The organism is Phenylobacterium sp., assembly GCF_016793225.1.
Classification (GTDB): domain Bacteria; phylum Pseudomonadota; class Alphaproteobacteria; order Caulobacterales; family Caulobacteraceae; genus Phenylobacterium.
In genome coordinates, this window is sequence record NZ_JAEUMN010000188.1 from 1 (window position 1) to 16,604 (window position 16,604).

The window sequence follows — 16,604 nt, forward strand, 5'->3', positions numbered from 1 at the left end:
CGGCCCATCAGCGACCCGTAGGCGCGCGCCTCCTCGATGGCGTTCAGGTCGGCGCGCTGGATGTTCTCGATGACCGCGATCTCGAAGGCCTCGACGTCGCCGAGCTCGCGCACGAGGGCGGGGACGGCCCTGAGGCCCGCCCGCTGCGCCGCCCGCCAGCGGCGCTCCCCGGCGACGATCTCGTACTCGCCGGGCTGGCCCGGCGCCGGCCGCACCAGGATCGGCTGCAGCACGCCCTTGTCGCGGATCGAGGCTTCGAGCTCCGCGAGGTCCTCCTCGGCGAAATGCCGGCGGGGCTGTTCGGGGTTGGCGCGGACCAGCTCGATCGGGATCTCGCGCACGCCCTGCGCGGGATCGATGGCGTGGCTGATCTCCTCCGCCTCGCCCAGCAGCGCCGAGAGGCCCCGGCCCAGTCCCCTGCGGTTCTCCGCCATCTCAACTCACCTCGAGCTGGGCCTGCGCCCGCCGCCTGCGTTCCCGCAGCACCACTTCGCGCGCCAGCTTCAGGTACGCCTGGCTGCCCGCGCACTTCAGGTCATAGACCAGCGCCGGCTTCCCGAACGACGGCGCCTCGGAGACGCGCACGTTGCGGGGGATCACCGTCTGGTAGACGGTCTCGCCGAAGTGCCCGCGCACGTCGTTGGCCACCTGCTGCGACAGCGAGTTGCGGCGGTCGAACATGGTCAGGACCACGCCCTGCAGCTCCAGCGCCGGGTTCAGGCTGCCGCGGACCAGGTCGATGGTCCGCATCAGCTGCGTGAGCCCTTCCAGCGCGAAGAACTCACACTGCAGCGGCACCAGGACCGCGTCGGCCGCGGCCATGGCGTTGACGGTAAGCAGGTTCAGCGAGGGCGGGCAGTCGATGAGGACGTAGGTGTAGGCGGCGTTCGCACGGAAGGGCGCGATCGCGTCGCGCAGCTTGAACGAGCGGCGCGCCTGCTGGCCCAGCTCCAGCTCCACGCCGGAGAGGTCGGGGTCGGCCGGCACCAGGTCGAGCCCGGGCACCGAGGTCTTCACGATGGCGTCGGCCAGCGCTTTCTCGCCCATCAGGACGTCGTAGAGGGTCTTCTTGCGCAGGGCCCGGCCCACGCCGAGGCCGGTGGAGGCGTTGCCCTGCGGGTCGGAGTCGATGAGCAGCACCTTCTCGCCCACGGCGGCCAGCGCCGTGCCGAGGTTGATGGCGGTGGTGGTCTTGCCCACGCCGCCCTTCTGGTTGGCCACCACGAGGACACGTAGGGCCCGGTCAGACCTTCCTGGCACGTCCCAGCCTCCTCACGCGCACGATGCGCCCCCGCGGGTCGCTTCGAGACGGAAGGGTGTCCGCATCGAAGTCCCAATATCTTGTAGCCTCCTTCAGATCAGCCGCAACATCTTGTCCCTTGAGGAACAAGCCTTGCGCGCCAGCCTGCAGGTATGGCCGGGCATACCCCAACAGCCGATGGAGCGGGGCGCAAGCCCGCGCGGTGACGATGTCCACAGGCAGGCTAAGGTTTTCCGCGCGCGTGTTGTGGACCGTGGCGGGCAGGTCCAGTTCGCGCACGACCTCGGACAGGAACCGGCACCGCTTGGCCATGCTCTCCACCAGGTGGACGTGGAAACCCGCGCGGCCCTTGCCGAGGATGGCGAGAACCAGCCCCGGAAAGCCGGCGCCCGCGCCCAGGTCGGCCCAGGTGCGCGCGTCGGGCGCGATCTGCAGGAGCTGGGCGGAATCCCAGGCGTGCCGGTTCCAGAAATCCGGGAGGGTCGCCGGGCCCACCAGGTTCATCACCGCGTTTCCGGCGGTCAGCATCTCCAGGAAGCGCTGGAGAGCGGCGACCTCAGTCTCGGTCGCGCCGCTGGCCTGGGCGAAGCTCGGCGCGTCCCTGACCCCGTCCGCCTCGCCGCCCTGGCGGCCATCCGCCTCCGCCGGACGGGGAGGACTTGCCGGTTCGCCGGTCATGCCGCGCGGCGGCGGACATGGGCCAGGAGGGCGGTTAGCGCCCCGGGGGTCACCCCCTCGATCCGGGCGGCTTGGCCCAGGGTCAGCGGGCGGACCGCGGCCAGCTTCTCGCGGACCTCATTCGAGAGCCCGCCGATGGCGACGTAGTCCAGCTCGGCGGGAAGACGCAGGTCCTCGTCGCGCCGGAAGGCCTCGGCGTCCGCGGCCTGGCGGTCGAGGTAGCCGGCGTAGGCGGCGTCGATCTCCACCTGCTCCCGCACCGCGGGGTCCCAGGCGCCGATCTGCGGCCAGATGCGGGCGAGGTCCTCGAAGCCAATGGTCGGGTAGGCCAGGAGCTCGCTGAGGCTGCGGCGCTGGCCGTCGGCCTTGACCGGGAGGCCGTGCCGCTGGGCTTCCGCGGGCGTGAGCGTCAGCGCCCGGGCCGCCTCTCGCGCCGCCGCAAGCGCCTCATGTTTCACGTGAAACACCTGGCTGCGCCGGGCGCCGACGACCCCGAGCTCGACGCCGCGACCCGTGAGGCGCTGGTCGGCGTTGTCGGCGCGCAGGGTCAGCCGGAACTCGGCGCGGCTGGTGAACATGCGATAGGGCTCGGTCACGCCGCGCGTCACGAGGTCGTCCACCAGCACGCCGATGTAGCCCTCGTCCCGGGCGAACTGCACGGGCTCGGCGCCGGACGCCGCCCGGGCCGCGTTCAGGCCGGCGACGAGGCCCTGGGCGCCAGCCTCCTCGTAGCCCGTGGTCCCGTTGATCTGGCCGGCCAGGTAGAGGCCCGCCAGCCGCTTGACCTCCAGCGTCGGGTAGAGCTCCCGCGGATCGACGTAGTCATACTCGATGGCGTAGCCGTGGCGGCGGACCTTCACCGCCTCCAGGCCCGGGATGGTGCGCAGGAACAGGTCCTGGGTCTCGGCCGAGACGGAGGTCGAGACGCCGTTGGGGTACACCGTGTCATCGTCCAGGCCCTCGGGCTCCAGGAAGATCTGGTGGCTGGTCTTGTCGCGGAACCGGACCACCTTGTCCTCGATGGACGGGCAGTAGCGCGGCCCGCGCCCGGACACCCGCCCCCCGTACACGGCGCTCTCGCCCAGGCGCTCGGCGATGATCCGGTGCGTCTCGGCCGTCGTGGCGGTGATGCCGCACTGGATCTGCGGGACCGTGATCCGGTCGGTGAGGAACGAGAACGGGATCGGGTCGGCGTCGGCCGACTGCATCTCCAGACGGTCCCAGGCGATGGTCGACCCGTCGAGGCGCGCGGGCGTGCCGGTCTTCAGCCGTCCCATCCGCAGGCCCAGGGCGTACAGACGGTCCGACAGGCCGATCGCCGGCGCGTCGCCGATGCGCCCCGCGGGAATGCGGCTTTCGCCCTGGTGGATGACGCCCTTCAGGAAGGTCCCGGTGGTCAGCACCACGCAGCCCGCGGCATAGGCCTGGCCGCTCGCGCCCAGCACCCCGGCGACGCGGCCGTCCGCGACCAGCAGGTCCTCGACGGCCTCCGCCCGGATCTCGAGGTTGGGAGTGGCGGCCAGTTCGGCCTGCATGGCCTCGCGGTAGAGCCGGCGGTCGATCTGCGAGCGCGGACCGCGGACGGCCGCGCCCTTCGATCGGTTGAGCATGCGGAACTGGATGCCCGCGGCGTCGGCAAGCCGCCCCATCACGCCGTCCAGCGCGTCGATCTCCCGCACCAGGTGGCCCTTCCCCAGGCCTCCGATGGCGGGGTTGCAGCTCATCTCGCCGATGGTCTCGAGCTTGTGGGTGAGCAGCAGGGTGCGCGCGCCGAAGCGCGCCGACGCCGCGGCCGCCTCGCAGCCCGCGTGCCCTCCCCCGATGACGATCACATCCCAAGTCATGGAGCGCGGCATATAGTCGATCGCGGGCCGGGTTTCACGTGAAACAGTGGCGCGCCCCGGGCGCGCAGCATCGGAGCCGGACCTCCGCGCCTACTTCCCGATACAGAACGTGGCGAAGATCCGGCCCAGGACGTTCTCGGGGTCGATGCGTCCGGTGATCCGGTCCAGCGCCCGCGCCGCCAGCCGCACGTCCTCCGCCGCGAGCTCCAGATGCTCGTCGTGCCGCAGCGCGCTCCGCAGGCGGTCGGCGGCCTCGTTCAGGATCTCCTGGTGGCGCAGCCGCGTCGCGGCCGGCGGTTCGGCGCCGGCCAGCGCCTCGACCACCCGCTCCTCGAGGGTGGCTCGAAGCCAGGCCAGATCGCCCGGCCCCCGCGCCGTGAGCTCGGCCACGCCCAGCCTGAGCCGGCGGGCCTGCTGCGCCGCCCAGGCCCCCGCCCGGCCGACCGGAAGGTCCCGTTTCGTGACCACGCACAGATCGTTCGGGGCCAGTTCCATCGGCACGGCCGGGGTCTCGTCGGACGCGCCGTCCACCAGCCAGAGCCGCAGGTCGGCGCCGGCGGCCCAGGCGCGCGCGCGGCGCACGCCTTCGGCCTCGATCTCGTCGCCCGTTTCCCGCAGCCCGGCCGTGTCGGCCAGGACGGCCTTGTAGCCCGCGAGCACCATGGGGACCTCGATGATGTCGCGCGTGGTCCCGGGCGTCGCCGTGACGATGGCGGCGTCCCGCCCCGCCAGGGCGTTCAGCAGCGTGCTCTTGCCGGCGTTGGGCGCGCCGATCAGGGCGATGCGGTAGCCCTCCCGGACCCGCTCGCCGCGCTCGGCGTCGGCGGCCGCGGCGTCCAGTTCCGCGACCAGCTGCTCCAGTGCAGGCCGGGCGCGCGACGCGACGTCGGCCGGCACCTCCTCGTCCGGGAAATCGACGGCGGCCTCCAGCATGGCGAGCGCCTCGAGCAGCCCCTCGCTCCAGCGCGCCTGCACGTCCGACAGCCGGCCGCCCACCTGCTCCAGCGCCTGCCGCCGCTGCGCCTCCGTCTCGGCCTCCACCAGATCGGCGACGCCCTCGGCCTGAGCCAGGTCCAGCTTGCCGTGTTCGAAGGCGCGACGGGTGAACTCGCCCGGCTCGGCGAGGCGAAGGCCCAGCGCGGCCAGGGCCGCGATGACCGCCGCGACCACGGCAGGGCCGCCGTGGAGCTGGAGCTCTGCCACGTCCTCGCCCGTGTAGCTGTCGGGGGCCGGGAAATAGAGGACCAGCGCCTGGTCCAGCGCCTCGCCCGCCGCGCCCCGCAGGGTCCGCAGGGCCGCGCGACGCGCCCGGGGCACGCCGCCCGCCAGCGCGCGCAGGGCCGGCCGCACCGCCGGCCCGGACATCCGCACCACGGCGACGGCCGCCCGCCCCGGGGCCGTCGCCGGCGCGAAGATGGTGTCGGTCATTTCGGGGTCGTGGCGGCTTCCATGAACTTGCGGAACTGCTCCTGGGCGCCGGCGCCGAAGCTCATCCAGTTCTTCATGAAGTCCTCGGGGTTGAGCAGGCTGATGTTGGCGTCGATCCGCTTGCTCATCTCGCTGACCAGATGGTCGTTCAGCGCGCTCACGTCGGGCAGGCCCAGGAACCGTCGCGCCTCTTCCGGGGAGCAGTCCACCTCGATCGTCATCTTCATGGTCTATGGCCTTCCCTATGGTCTCCGAATATGGCTGCGACCTGACCCGTTCCGCTAGTGCCGCGGCGCGGGCTTTCGACGACGGAGGACGATTATGGGCGAACGCATCAGCATCTCGACGCCGGACGGCGCGTTTTCGGCCTATGTGGCCCGGCCCGCCGCCGCCAAGGCGCCCACGGTGGTGGTGATCCAGGAAATCTTCGGCGTGAACAAGGTGATGCGCGACATCACCGACGGCCTCGCCGGCCAGGGCTTTCTGGCGGTCTGCCCCGACCTCTTCTGGCGCATCGAGCCGGGCGTCGACATCACCGACCAGTCCAAGGCCGAATGGGACAAGGCGTTCGCGCTCTACAACGCCTTCGACGTGGACCAGGGGGTGAAGGACATCCAGGCGACCATCGACGCCATCCGGGCCGACGGCCAGAGCAACGGCAAGGTGGGCGCGGTGGGCTTCTGCCTGGGCGGCCTGCTCGCCTTCCTGTCTGCGACCCGGACCGACGCCGATGCGGCGGTGAGCTACTACGGCGTCGGCATCGAGGGCCGCGTCGGCGAGGCCGAGGGGCTCTCCAAGCCGCTCATGCTGCACATCGCCGAGGAGGACGGCTTCGTCCCGAAGGCGGCCCAGGCGGCGATCCGCCAGGCCCTGGAGGGCCGCCCGCAGGTGGTCATCCACACCTACCCCGGTCGGGACCATGCCTTCGCCCGCGAGGGCGGCGAGCACTACCACGCCGGCGACGCCGCCCTGGCCGGCGACCGCTCGCTAGCCCTCTTCCGGGAGGCCCTGGCCTGATGCGCGCGATCCAGTTCACCCGCACCGGCGGTCCCGAGGTCCTCGAGGACGTCGACCTCCCGACGCCGGAACCCCGGCCCGGCCAGGCGCGCGTGCGCCACGAGGCGGTGGGCGTCAACTTCATCGACACCTACCACCGCACAGGCCTCTACCCCGTGAAGCTGCCCTGCGTGCCGGGCGGCGAAGCGGCGGGCGTGGTGGAGGCGGTCGGCGAGGGCGTCACGGCCGTCAAGGTGGGCGACCGCGTCGCCTACTCCGGCGGCTTCGGGGCCTACGCCGAAGCCAACTGCGTGCCGGCGGACCGGCTGGTGAAGCTCCCGGACGGCGTCGACGCCCGTCTTGCGGCCGCGATCCTGCTGAAGGGTATGACCACCGAAGCGTTCGTGCGGCGCACCTACCCCGTGAAGGCCGGCGAGACCGTCCTGGTGCATGCCGCCGCGGGCGGCGTGGGGCAGATCATGACGCAGTGGCTCAAGGCCATCGGGGCGGAAGTGATCGCCACCGTGGGCTCGCCCGAGAAGGCGGCGCTGGTCCGCGAGCTGGGAGCTGACCACGTCATCCTCTACCGGCAGCAGGACGTGGCGGCCGAGGTGCGCCGGATCACGGGCGGCAAGGGTGTGCCGGTCGCCTACGACTCTGTGGGCAAGGACACCTTCGAGGGCACCCTGGCCAGTCTCGCGCGTCGCGGCCTGTTCGTCAGCTTCGGCAACGCCTCGGGCCCGGTTCCGCCCTTCCCGCCCGCCCGCCTCGCCGCGGGCGGGTCGCTCTACCTGACGCGGCCGACGCTGTTCGACTACGTGGTCACGTCCGAGGAGCTCGCGGACAGCGCGGCGGCGGTGTTCGACATGGTGTCGTCAGGCCGCATCCGGATCGAGATCGGTCAGACCTTCGGGCTCGCGGACGCCCGCGCGGCGCACGAGGCGCTGGAGGGTCGGAACACGGTCGGGGCGAGCCTGCTGATCCCCTGATCGGGGATGACCGGGTAGAGCTTGGCTGTTTCACGTGAAACATCGAAGCCCCGGTATGGCCAGGTCCTACCGGCGCCGCTCTCGCGCAGGGAAGCGGGCCCTCGCGCGGCCGCGGCGCGCCGCTGCGCCACAGGCGCTGTTTTGCCATGGGAGCGTTGTTTTCGTACGGTTTTCGCTCTGCTCCGAGAACCGCGTTCTGTCGGATCGCCTTGGCTCGGCGGAGCTAACGCTTGAGCCTGTCACCCGCGGAGCCGGTCGACTTAACCGCAGAGGGCGCGGAGGGGGCGCGGAGGGGGCGCGGAGACCTCTGCGCTCTCCGCGTTCCTCTCTGCGTCCTCCGCGGTTCAATCGAGCGCCTGCGGCGGCCCCACATGGCTGACAAGCCGGGCTGCGCCAAAGGCCCGAGCAGGCTTCAGGTGTTCATCGACTGGAAGAAGTCGTCGTTGTTCTTGGACTGCCGAAGCTTGTCGAGCAGGAACTCGATCGCGTCCTGCGCCCCCATCGGCGACAGGATCCGCCGCAGGATGTAGGTCTTCTGCAGGTTCGCCGGCGGCGTGATGAGCTCGTCCTTGCGGGTGCCGGACTTCAGCACGTCGATCGCCGGATAGATGCGCTTGTCGGCCACCTTGCGGTCGAGGACGATTTCCGAGTTACCGGTGCCCTTGAACTCTTCGAAGATGACCTCGTCCATCCGGCTGCCGGTGTCGATCAGCGCGGTGGCGATGATGGTCAGCGACCCGCCTTCCTCGATGTTCCGCGCGGCGCCGAAGAAGCGCTTCGGGCGCTGCAGCGCATTGGCGTCCACGCCGCCGGTCAGCACCTTGCCCGAGGACGGCACCACCGTGTTGTAGGCGCGGCCCAGGCGGGTCACCGAGTCCAGCAGGATCACCACGTCGCGCTTGTGCTCGACCAGGCGCTTGGCCTTCTCGATGACCATCTCGGCCACCTGGACGTGGCGCGTCGCGGGTTCGTCGAAGGTGGAGGAGATCACCTCGCCCTTCACCGTGCGCTGCATGTCGGTGACTTCTTCCGGGCGCTCGTCGATCAGGAGGACGATCAGGTAGCACTCGGGGTGGTTGGTCTCGATCGACTTGGCGATGTTCTGCAGCATCACCGTCTTGCCGACGCGCGGCGGCGCCGTGATCAGGCAGCGCTGGCCCTTGCCGAGGGGCGCGACGATGTCGATCACCCGGCCCGACCGGTCCTTCAGCGTCGGATCGTCGATCTCCATCCGCAGGCGTTCGTCGGGATAGAGCGGCGTCAGGTTGTCGAACATCACCTTGTGGCGGACGTTCTCGGGCGCCTCGAAGTTGATCTGACGGACGTTCACCAGGGCGAAGTAGCGCTCGCCCTCGCGCGGGGCGCGCACCGCGCCCACCACCGTGTCGCCGGTGCGCAGGCCGAACTTGCGGATCTGCGAGGGCGACACATAGACGTCGTCCGGCCCCGGCAGGTAGTTGGCCTCGGGCGAGCGCAGGAAGCCGAATCCGTCCTGCACCACTTCCAGCGTCCCCGAGCCCTCGATCTCGACGCCCTCTTCGGCGAGCGTCTTCAGGATCGCGAACATCATGTCCTGCTTGCGCATGGAGTTCGCGGACTCGACCTCCATCTGCTCGGCGAAGGCGAGCAGGTCGGCGGGCGACTTGTCCTTCAGCTCCTGCAGGCTCATGCGGGTCAGGCCCATGGCGGCGATCGCCTTGGCCGCCTCGCTGGGCTCCTCGGGCTCGGCGTCGGCTTCGACGCCCTCCGCGCCGGCTTCTGCGGCCGCGTCCGCCAGGGCGGGGTCCAGGGCGTCGACGTCCATGGCGGGACCGTCTTCGGCGGCCGGGGCGTTGTCTTGGTTTTCGTCGGTCATATTGATTTCACTTCGGATTCCCGCGCCCACGGACGCCGTCCGGGTGCGGTGGGGTAAGCATGTGGACGCCCGCGGGCGCCGATTTGACTTCGTTCTGGGAGCCGGCGGACCGCGCGATGTCGCTGCGGGGCCGGAAAAGATGCGGGGCGCGCCGGAGTCCGACGCGTGGGCCAGGGGAACCACGTCCGGGGGCGCGGGTCAAGGCTGGCGACGGGCCGCCTCCGAGCCTGAGCGCGCTTCGATCCGGAAACCGGCGCCCGTCAGCCGAACTGCAGCGTGACCGCCAGGACCGCCAGGACCGCCAGCAGGAACGGGATCTCGTTCGTGGCGCGCCAGAACTTCCCCGACCGCGGCCGCTCGCCGGCGGCGATCCGGCGGCGCGCGCCCGAGAGGAAGCCGTGCCAGCCCGACAGGACGACGACCACGCCCAGCTTCACGATCATCCAGGGCTGCGCCAGGAACCCCCAGCCCGCGCCGGCGGCGTAGACGTGCCAGAGGATCAGCGTGACCCCGAGCACCCACGTCAGCCCCATGGCCGGGTTGATGATGATCCGCAGGAGCTTGGCCTCCCACACCTTGAAGTGGGCGTCGAACTCGCTGCCCGGCGGGGCCGTCTCGGTGTGGTAGGCGAACAGCCGCGGCAGGTACATCATCCCGCTCATCCAGGCGATGACCGCGATGATGTGCAGACCCCGCAGCAGGTCGTAGCTCAGGAATTGCGGCCAGCTCATGCGGCTTTCCCCCCGTCCCTGCACGCGCACTTGCCATGCGCCGCGGGGCAGAGCCAAGGCCCGAAGGGCCGCACGCCGTCCTGCGGCAGGGCGTCCTGCACCGCGTCCGCGAGGGCGCCGATGAACGCCGGCGTGGTCCCGGGGGTCCGCGCCCGCAGATAGGGCGCGACGCCGGCCTCGGCGGCCAGCGCCGCGTATTCGTGGTCCAGCTCGACCAGGGTCTCGACGTGCTCGGAGACGAAGGCGATCGGCGAGATGATGACCCCCTTCCCGTCCTCGGCGGCGCGGCGGATCTCGGTCTCGGTGGACGGTTCCAGCCACTTCAGGGGTCCGACCCGGCTCTGGAACGAGACGCGCCAGTCGGGCAGTTCCGGCAGCAGCGCCGCCACGGCGGCGGCGGTCGCCTCGATCTGCGCGCGGTAGGGATCGCCCCGGTCCACCACGTTCTGCGGCAGCCCATGGGCCGAGAACAACAGACGCAGGCCGTCCGGCCGCCCGCCCGCCTCCCAGGCCTTGCGGATCTGCTCGGCCACCGCCTGCACCAGGCCGGGCGCGGTGGGATAGCAGCCGACGGTCCGCGTCCGGCCCACGCCCTTGTAGGTGCGCATCCAGTCCGCGAGCGACGACCCCGTCGTGGTGGTGGAGAACTGCGGATAGAGCGGCAGCAGGACCACCTCGTCCGGCGCGAACTGGGCCACCGCGCGCGCGGTCTCGCGGGCGAACGGATGCCAGTAGCGCATGGCGATGAAGACCCGCGCCTCGATCTCGGGCGCCCGGCTGCGCAGCTCGGCCTCGAGCGCGTTCGCCTGGGCCTGGGTCTCCTCCAGCAGGGGGGAGCGGCCGCCCATGATCGCGTAATTGGCCTGCGCGAGCTTCTCCCGGCGGCTCGCGATGAGGCCGGCCAGCGGATGGCGGATCAGCGTCGGCAGGCCGATGATCGCCGGATCGCGGAACAGGTTGGCCAGGAACGGCCGCACGGCCGCCAGGCTGTCCGGGCCCCCGAGGTTGAAAAGGACGACGGCGACCCGGGTCACGGCGCGACGGGCGCCTCCACGCGCCGGCCCGTCACGCGCTCGACCACGCGGGCGATGTTCTCGATCGGCGTCTCTGGCATCACCCCGTGGCCGAGGTTGAAGATGTACGGCCCGTCCGACCACTGGGCGAGCAGCCGCTCTACCCGCGCGTCCAGCGCCGGCCCGCCCGTGGCCAGCAGCAGGTTGTCGAGCGCGCCCTGGATGGCCTTGCCGCCCGACTGGATGCTCCGGCCCAACGCCGCCGAGGCCTGGGTGTCGAGGGCGACCGCCTGCACGGGGACCTTCGCCGCGTACGAGGCCACCAGCGCGCCCGCGCCGCGCGGGAAGCCGATGAAGGGCGCGTCGACCCCGGCGGCCCTGACCTTCTCGACGATGCGGACATGAGGGCCGATCACGATCCGCTCGAAGACGTCCTCGGCCAGGTTGTCCGCCCAGCTCTCGAAGAGCTTCAGCACCTGGGCCCCGGCGCGCGCCTGCATCACCAGGTAGCGGGCCGTGGACTCGACCAGGACGTCCAGCAGCGCATCCAGCGCCTCGGGATGGCGATAGGCGTAGGCGCGCGCCGCCTCGCGCTGGGATCCCCGGCCTTCGAGCATGTAGGTGGCGACGGTCCAGGGGGCGCCGGCGAAACCGATGAGCGCGCGGTCGGGCTCGAGCTCGGCGCGGACCCGCGACAGCGTCTCCCCCACGTTGGCCAGCTTCGCCGTCGAGCCTTCGATGGCGTCCTGCAGCGCGGAAATCGGCGGCAGCTCGCCCAGCCGCGGCCCCTCCCCCGCCTCGAACCAGACCTCCTGGCCCAGGGCCAGCGGGATCAGCAGGATGTCGGCGAACACGATGGCCGCATCCATCGGGAAGCGGCGCATGGGCTGCAGCGTCGCCTCGGCGGCCATCTCAGGGTCGAAGCAGAAGGCGATGAAGTCCTTGGCCCGGGTCCGCAGCGCCCGGTACTCGGGCAGCGATCGGCCGGCCTGGCGCATGAACCACACCGGCGGCCGCGCCAGGGTTTCGCCCGAAAGCACGCGCAGGAGGTTGGGCGTCTGGCTCATGAGAGCCTTTAAGCCTGCCCCGCCCCGGGGCTCAAGGCGCTGTCGGCCGGACCGCTCTTCTTCTTCTCAAGAAGACTCTTGAAAGAGGTTGGGACAGAGGCGGTAGGGCCTGTCGGCGGCGTGGAAAACCTTGACGATCCCTTAACGGCGCCCCGCTCGTCCCCAGGGTGTCCCAGGGCGGCCGCGCCGGTCCACAGGCCCTGTGAGTCACGGGGACCCCGGCTCCCGCGCCTTGAGACGCTTGAGGAATCGGCCGGGGTTCCGGGGACAAGCCCCGGTATGGAACGGCGGATCCCCGGTCGTCGACAACAGCCGGCCATTCGGGCCGCGCAGGCGCCGGCCTGGGGGTTAACAAATGCTTAAAGCGGCAAACCGTCCCCGCCTTCCTCCGGAACGCGCCACATGCGAAAGGCGGGTCCGATCTATCCCCATCGCCGTCCAGCTTCGCTAAGACTGCGTCCACAGGAACCGTCCCCAGGGTTTTTCGGAGTCGCCTTGCCCAACACCTCGCCGCCCCGTCTCGCCACCTACTTTCACGTCCACCTGGTGTCGGATTCCACCGGGGAGACGCTGAACGCCATGGCGCGCGCGGTCTGCGCCCGCTTCGAGAACGTCCTGCCCATCGAGCACATCTACGCCCTGGTGCGCTCGCAGCGGCAGCTGGACCGGGCCCTCAACGACATCGAGGAGGCGCCCGGCATCGTGCTCCACACGATCGTCGACGAGAAGCTGCGCGCCGCGCTGGAGGAGGGCTGCCGGCGCCTGGACATGCCGTGCCTGCCGGCGCTCGACCCCCTGGTGAGCGCGATGCAGCGCTACCTGGGCGCGGCGACGACCAGCCGGGTCGGCGCGCACCTGCGGCTGGACAACGACTACTTCAACCGCATGGACGCCCTGAACTACGCCATCGGCCACGACGACGGCCAGGGCGGGCAGGACCTGGACCAGGCCGACGTGGTGCTGCTCGGCGTGTCCCGGACCAGCAAGACGCCCACCTGCATCTACCTGGCCCACCGCGGGGTCCGGGCGGCCAATGTGCCGCTGGTCCCGGGCCGGCCCCTCCCCGAGAAGCTGTTCCAGCTCCGGAACACCCTGGTGGTGGGGCTGCTGATCTCGCCCGACCGGCTGATCCAGATCCGCCGCAACCGGCTGCTCAGCCTCAAGGAGACGCGGGACACCAGCTACACCGACCAGGAAGCGGTCCGCGAGGAGATCATCGCCGCGCGGCGGCTGTACGAGCGGCACGGCTGGCCGACGATCGACGTCACACGGCGCTCGGTGGAGGAGACGGCCGCGGCGGTCCTGAACCTGGTGCACAAGGGCCACGGCCAGGTCGAGGTGCTGGGGTGAGCATCGTCCTGGCTTCCCAGAGCGCCGCGCGCCGCGCCCTCTTGCACGGCGCGGGCGTCCCTCACGACGCGGTGGTGGCGGGCGTCGACGAGGACGCCGTCAAGGCGACCCTGCTCGCGGCCGGCCAGGGGCCGCGCGAGGTGGCCGACGCCCTGGCCGAGGCGAAGGCGCTCCGCGTCTCGCAGGCCAGGCCGGGCTGGGTGATCGGCGCCGACCAGACCCTCGACCTGGACGGCCGTCTCTACGACAAGGCGCCCGATCTGGCGGCGGCCCGATCGCGCCTCGTTGAGCTGCGGGGAAAGACCCACAGGCTGCATTCCGCCGTGGTGGTCGCGAAGGCCGGGAGGCCCATCTGGCGGGAGATCGCCACATCGAGCCTGACCATGCGCGACTTCAGCGACGCGTTCCTCGAAGACTATCTCGCCAGGGAAGGGGAGGCCGCCCTGGGCTCTGTGGGCTGCTACCGCCTGGAGGGGCCCGGCGCGCAGCTCTTCGCCGCCATCGAGGGCGACTACTTCGGCATCCTCGGCCTGCCGCTCCTGGGCCTCCTCGACTTCCTGCGGCGCGAGGGGGCGCTCGCCGCATGATCACCGGCAAGACCGTCGTGGCGGGGGTCGTCGGCCGGCCCGTGGCCCACTCCCTCTCGCCCATCCTGCACAACGCCTGGCTGGCCGCCGCCGGGATCGACGGGGTCTATGTCCCCTTCGCGCCGGACGCCCACGGCTTCGAGCGCCTGGCGAACGGTCTCCGCGGCGGCGCCGTGCGGGGCGTGAACGTCACCGTGCCGTTCAAGGAGGCCGCCCTCGCCGTGGCCGACAGGGCCAGCGAGGCGGCGCGGACCGCGGGCGCGGCCAATGTGCTGGTGTTCGAGGCCGACGGGCGGATCCTGGCCGACAACACGGACGGCTACGGCCTGCTGCGGGCGTTCGCGGTCCAGGCCCCGCGCTGGGACGTGGGCCTGGGACCGGTGACGGTGCTGGGGGCGGGCGGCGCCGCGCGCGGGGCGGTGGCGGCGTTGCTGCTGGCCGGCGCGCCGAAGGTCTGGGTCGTGAACCGGACGCTGGCCAAGGCCGAGGCGCTGGCCGCGGCGCTCGGGCCAAAGGTCGTGGCCCTGCCCTGGGGCCACGCGGCGGGCGCGCTCAGCGCATCCACCGCCGTGATCAACGCCACGAGCGCCGGGCTCGGCGGCGGCGAGGCGCCCGACGCGCCGCTCGAGACCACCCAGCCCCAGGCCGTGGTGATGGACATGGTCTACAAGCCGCTGGTCACCCCCTTCCTGCGCCGCGCCATGGAGCTCGGCCGGCCGGTGGTGGACGGGCTGGAGATGCTGGTCCGGCAGGCCGAGCCGTCGTTCGAAGCGTTCTTCGGGGCGCCGCCGCCGGCGGAGGTGGACGTGCGCGCCCTGGCCCTGGAGCACCTGGCATGAAGATGATCGGTCTCACCGGCTCGATCGGCATGGGGAAATCGACCACCGCGGCGATGTTCCGCGAGGCCGGCATCCCCGTCTACGACGCCGACGCCGCCGTGCACGCCCTCTACGACGTGGGCGGGGCCGCGGTGGGGCCCGTGGGCGAGGCCTTCCCGGGGGTCGTGAAGGACGGGCGCGTGGACCGCGAGGCGTTGCGCCAGCGCGTGCTCGGCAAGCCCGAAGAGCTCAAGCGGCTGAACGCCATCGTCCATCCGCTGGTCGGCCAGCACCGGGGCGGCTTCTTCAAGGACGTCGAGGCGAGCGGCGCCGACATGGTGATCCTCGACATTCCGCTGCTGTACGAGACCGGGGGCGACCGCAACATGGACGCCGTGATCGTCGTCTCGGCGCCCGCCGAGATGCAGCGCGCCCGGGTGCTCGAACGCGAGGGCATGTCGCCCGAGCGCCTCGAGGCCATCCTCGCGCAGCAGACGCCGGATGCCGAGAAGCGCGCGCGCGCCGACTACGTCGTCGACACCGGCCAGGGCCTCGAGCACGCCCGGGCCCAGGTCGCCGCGATCATCGCCAAGCTCCGGGAGAGCTGACGTCCCTTCTCTGTCATCCCGGCTTCGGCGAAACCGGGATGACAGCCGTTTGAGTTAGCGCTCCCACCCAACCCCCGACCATCCCGGCGAATGCCGGGATCTAGATGGGATGGCTGGAAAGCGGGTTCCACAAGCCCGGAGCCCTTCCCACCACCATCCCGCCCATGGATCTGGGTCCCGGCATTCGCCGGGACGATCGGAAGCTTTGGGTTGAACCTGGCCCCCCACAGCGCCCCCCACCCTTTCAGCTGTCATCCCGGCATCGGCGAAGCCGAAAGCCGGGACCCATACGCGCCCGATGGCAGGGGCGGCCCGCGGCCGTCACCGCCGCGCCCCCTCCGGACCCACGGAGTCTATGGGTCCCGGTCTTCGCCTCCGGCGAAACCGGGATGACAGCCGTTTGAGGTAGCGCTCCCACCCAACCCCCGATGAGGGGCCGCCAAGGGGCCGGCTGGCGTTCGCGGGAACATTGTGCGAACATCGCCGCTTGCGGGCGAGAAGCTGCGAGAGGCGTTGAGCTGTGGGTGATTTCAGCCGCCTGGGGACGGCGCCGCGGACGCGGTTGCCCGGCCGCCGCGAAGCACGGCATGAACGGGGCATGGGGCGTGAGATCGTTCTCGATACCGAAACCACCGGCTTCGACCCGCTGACGGGCGACCGTCTGGTGGAGCTCGCGGCGCTGGAGATCGAGCAGTTCGTCCCCACCGGCCGCAGCTTCCACGTCTACATCGATCCTTGCCGCGACATGCCCATCGAGGCCGAGCGGGTGCACGGGCTGACCAGCGGCTTCCTGAAGGGCAAGCCGCGGTTCGAGGACCCCGAGGTGGTGGACGCCTTCCTCGAGTTCGTCGGCGACGCCCCGATCATCGCTCACAACGCCGCGTTCGACCGCGGCTTCGTGAACTGGGAGCTTTCGCGCTGCAGCCGGGTCGAGATCCCCGAGCACCGCTGGATCGACACCCTGGGCCTGGCCAAGCAGCGCTTCCCGGGGATGCACAACTCGCTGGACGCCCTCTGCAAGCGCTTCCGCATCTCGCTGTCCGAGCGCGAGAAGCACGGCGCGCTGATCGACGCGAAGCTGCTGGCCGCCGTCTATCTCGAGCTGAAGGGCGGCCGCGAGCGGCGGCTGGAGCTTACCGCGTCGACGGCGGTGGGTTCGGTGGCGATGACAACCCGGGTCGAGTACGGGCCGCGGCCGCGACCCCTGGCCCCCCGTTCGACCGAGGCCGAACGGGCGGTCCACGCGGCGTTCATCCGCGAAAAGGTGAAGGGCGAGGCGCTTTGGGCCGAATTCGGCCTGGCGGTGATCGAAGCCGAGGACCGGGCGGCCTGAACGCCGCCCGCGCAGGCTTGTGCGCCTAGGGTCCCTATTCAATACC

Annotated in this window: 17 protein-coding genes; 7 read left to right on the forward strand and 10 right to left on the reverse strand. The window is 71.4% G+C overall.

What is annotated here, in order from left to right:
- The 6 genes from JNK30_RS21945 to JNK30_RS21970 all read right to left on the reverse strand — a co-directional run.
- Positions 1-434: ParB/RepB/Spo0J family partition protein (locus JNK30_RS21945; RefSeq protein ID WP_293485747.1), on the reverse strand; the 434-nt coding region annotated here is incomplete at its 3' end.
- 1 nt (position 435) lies between these two features.
- On the reverse strand, positions 436-1,260 hold the full coding sequence (locus JNK30_RS21950; RefSeq protein ID WP_293485749.1) for an AAA family ATPase: 825 nt from the start codon (positions 1,258-1,260) through the stop codon (positions 436-438).
- Entirely contained in the window at positions 1,244-1,939 is a 696-nt protein-coding gene (gene rsmG / locus JNK30_RS21955; RefSeq protein WP_293485751.1) for a 16S rRNA (guanine(527)-N(7))-methyltransferase RsmG, read from the reverse strand. Before rsmG ends, JNK30_RS21950 begins: the two co-directional genes overlap by 17 nt.
- Complete coding sequence (mnmG, locus tag JNK30_RS21960; RefSeq protein WP_293485753.1) at positions 1,936-3,783, reverse strand: tRNA uridine-5-carboxymethylaminomethyl(34) synthesis enzyme MnmG; 1,848 nt, start codon at positions 3,781-3,783, stop codon at positions 1,936-1,938. The genes rsmG and mnmG overlap by 4 nt, the downstream gene beginning before the upstream one ends.
- A gap of 90 nt (positions 3,784-3,873) precedes the next feature.
- Complete coding sequence (gene mnmE / locus JNK30_RS21965) at positions 3,874-5,211, reverse strand: tRNA uridine-5-carboxymethylaminomethyl(34) synthesis GTPase MnmE (RefSeq protein ID WP_293485755.1); 1,338 nt, start codon at positions 5,209-5,211, stop codon at positions 3,874-3,876.
- Positions 5,208-5,438: a DUF6489 family protein gene (locus JNK30_RS21970; protein WP_293485757.1), complete on the reverse strand. Its 231-nt coding sequence runs from the start codon at positions 5,436-5,438 to the stop codon at positions 5,208-5,210. Before JNK30_RS21970 ends, mnmE begins: the two co-directional genes overlap by 4 nt.
- Before the next feature lie 94 nt (positions 5,439-5,532).
- On the opposite strand from JNK30_RS21970, the gene JNK30_RS21975 reads away from it, so the two are divergent.
- Positions 5,533-6,228, forward strand: coding sequence for a dienelactone hydrolase family protein (locus tag JNK30_RS21975; protein WP_293485759.1), 696 nt, complete (start codon positions 5,533-5,535; stop codon positions 6,226-6,228).
- Positions 6,228-7,196 (forward strand): quinone oxidoreductase, encoded by a 969-nt coding sequence (locus tag JNK30_RS21980; RefSeq protein ID WP_293485761.1) that lies wholly within the window; start codon positions 6,228-6,230, stop codon positions 7,194-7,196. The genes JNK30_RS21975 and JNK30_RS21980 overlap by 1 nt, the downstream gene beginning before the upstream one ends.
- Before the next feature lie 412 nt (positions 7,197-7,608).
- On the opposite strand, the gene rho is transcribed toward JNK30_RS21980, so the two are convergent.
- From rho to hemE, 4 genes are all read right to left on the reverse strand, one after another.
- The gene (gene rho / locus JNK30_RS21985; RefSeq protein ID WP_293485763.1) at positions 7,609-9,051 is read right to left on the reverse strand and encodes a transcription termination factor Rho; all 1,443 of its coding nucleotides are present in this window, start codon (positions 9,049-9,051) and stop codon (positions 7,609-7,611) included.
- 260 nt (positions 9,052-9,311) lie between these two features.
- Complete coding sequence (locus JNK30_RS21990; protein ID WP_293485765.1) at positions 9,312-9,782, reverse strand: CopD family protein; 471 nt, start codon at positions 9,780-9,782, stop codon at positions 9,312-9,314.
- A complete protein-coding gene (gene hemH / locus JNK30_RS21995; protein WP_293485767.1) occupies positions 9,779-10,816 on the reverse strand; it encodes a ferrochelatase in 1,038 nt (345 codons plus the stop codon). Before hemH ends, JNK30_RS21990 begins: the two co-directional genes overlap by 4 nt.
- Positions 10,813-11,862, reverse strand: coding sequence for a uroporphyrinogen decarboxylase (gene hemE, locus JNK30_RS22000; protein ID WP_293485769.1), 1,050 nt, complete (start codon positions 11,860-11,862; stop codon positions 10,813-10,815). Before hemE ends, hemH begins: the two co-directional genes overlap by 4 nt.
- 453 nt (positions 11,863-12,315) lie before the next feature.
- Here hemE and JNK30_RS22005 point away from each other — a divergent pair, with 453 nt between their 5' ends.
- The 5 genes from JNK30_RS22005 to dnaQ all read left to right on the forward strand — a co-directional run bounded on the left by JNK30_RS22005 (position 12,316) and on the right by dnaQ (position 16,558).
- Positions 12,316-13,212, forward strand: coding sequence for a pyruvate, water dikinase regulatory protein (locus tag JNK30_RS22005; RefSeq protein ID WP_293485840.1), 897 nt, complete (start codon positions 12,316-12,318; stop codon positions 13,210-13,212).
- Positions 13,209-13,799 (forward strand): Maf family protein, encoded by a 591-nt coding sequence (locus JNK30_RS22010; RefSeq protein WP_293485771.1) that lies wholly within the window; start codon positions 13,209-13,211, stop codon positions 13,797-13,799. The genes JNK30_RS22005 and JNK30_RS22010 overlap by 4 nt, the downstream gene beginning before the upstream one ends.
- Positions 13,796-14,638, forward strand: coding sequence for a shikimate dehydrogenase (gene aroE / locus JNK30_RS22015; RefSeq protein WP_293485773.1), 843 nt, complete (start codon positions 13,796-13,798; stop codon positions 14,636-14,638). Before JNK30_RS22010 ends, aroE begins: the two co-directional genes overlap by 4 nt.
- Positions 14,635-15,225, forward strand: coding sequence for a dephospho-CoA kinase (gene coaE / locus JNK30_RS22020; RefSeq protein WP_293485775.1), 591 nt, complete (start codon positions 14,635-14,637; stop codon positions 15,223-15,225). The genes aroE and coaE overlap by 4 nt, the downstream gene beginning before the upstream one ends.
- A 598-nt stretch (positions 15,226-15,823) precedes the next feature.
- Positions 15,824-16,558 carry a DNA polymerase III subunit epsilon gene (gene dnaQ / locus JNK30_RS22025; protein WP_293485776.1) on the forward strand — a complete coding sequence of 245 codons (735 nt, stop codon included), beginning with the start codon at positions 15,824-15,826 and terminating at the stop codon, positions 16,556-16,558.
- Positions 16,559-16,604 lie beyond the last annotated feature (46 nt).

What these genes read in the sequence shown, in the direction of transcription:
- rsmG (WP_293485751.1), bottom strand. Translation starts at nt 1,939, where the DNA reads ATGACCGGCGAACCGGCAAGTCCTCCCCGTCCGGCGGAGGCGGATGGC.
- mnmG (WP_293485753.1), bottom strand. Translation starts at nt 3,783, where the DNA reads ATGACTTGGGATGTGATCGTCATCGGGGGAGGGCACGCGGGCTGCGAG.
- mnmE (WP_293485755.1), bottom strand. Translation starts at nt 5,211, where the DNA reads ATGACCGACACCATCTTCGCGCCGGCGACGGCCCCGGGGCGGGCGGCC.
- JNK30_RS21970 (WP_293485757.1), bottom strand. Translation starts at nt 5,438, where the DNA reads ATGAAGATGACGATCGAGGTGGACTGCTCCCCGGAAGAGGCGCGACGG.
- JNK30_RS21975 (WP_293485759.1), top strand. Translation starts at nt 5,533, where the DNA reads ATGGGCGAACGCATCAGCATCTCGACGCCGGACGGCGCGTTTTCGGCC.
- JNK30_RS21980 (WP_293485761.1), top strand. Translation starts at nt 6,228, where the DNA reads ATGCGCGCGATCCAGTTCACCCGCACCGGCGGTCCCGAGGTCCTCGAG.
- rho (WP_293485763.1), bottom strand. Translation starts at nt 9,051, where the DNA reads ATGACCGACGAAAACCAAGACAACGCCCCGGCCGCCGAAGACGGTCCC.
- JNK30_RS21990 (WP_293485765.1), bottom strand. Translation starts at nt 9,782, where the DNA reads ATGAGCTGGCCGCAATTCCTGAGCTACGACCTGCTGCGGGGTCTGCAC.
- hemE (WP_293485769.1), bottom strand. Translation starts at nt 11,862, where the DNA reads ATGAGCCAGACGCCCAACCTCCTGCGCGTGCTTTCGGGCGAAACCCTG.
- aroE (WP_293485773.1), top strand. Translation starts at nt 13,796, where the DNA reads ATGATCACCGGCAAGACCGTCGTGGCGGGGGTCGTCGGCCGGCCCGTG.
- coaE (WP_293485775.1), top strand. Translation starts at nt 14,635, where the DNA reads ATGAAGATGATCGGTCTCACCGGCTCGATCGGCATGGGGAAATCGACC.
- dnaQ (WP_293485776.1), top strand. Translation starts at nt 15,824, where the DNA reads ATGGGGCGTGAGATCGTTCTCGATACCGAAACCACCGGCTTCGACCCG.